Source organism: Halomonas sp. ND22Bw, from assembly GCF_003011945.1.
GTDB lineage: Bacteria > Pseudomonadota > Gammaproteobacteria > Pseudomonadales > Halomonadaceae > Halomonas > Halomonas halophila.
This window is the reverse complement of the sequence record NZ_PXWD01001067.1, coordinates 1-264: the sequence shown is the minus strand read 5'-3', so window position 1 is coordinate 264 and position 264 is coordinate 1. Positions and strand designations below refer to the sequence as shown.

Annotated in this window: 1 protein-coding gene; it reads right to left on the bottom strand. The window is 68.9% G+C overall.

Features of this window, described 5'->3' with window-relative positions; genetic code table 11:
• The coding region (locus CVH10_RS21450) for a hypothetical protein (protein ID WP_219924964.1) at positions 1-264 on the bottom strand (264 nt) is incomplete at both ends.

Genomic DNA, 264 nt, shown 5'->3' with positions numbered 1-264 from the left:
CCGCAGCATCCGCTCGGCGTCCGCCACATGGGCGAACAGGATGTCGATCATGCGCCGCCCGCCGTCCGGCGACATCGTCATACAGTCCTCGATCAGCAGCCGAAGCCCCGCCAGCTGATTATCGTCGGGGCGTTCCAGCCAGACGGGCAGACGCGGCAGGGCGCTGCGGTCCAGAGGCGTCAGGTCGAAACAGCCGGCCAGTTCGGGCGGAGTGATTGGGGGCTGGTCGTCGGCGGGGCGCTGAACCTCGGGCCAAACGTCGTG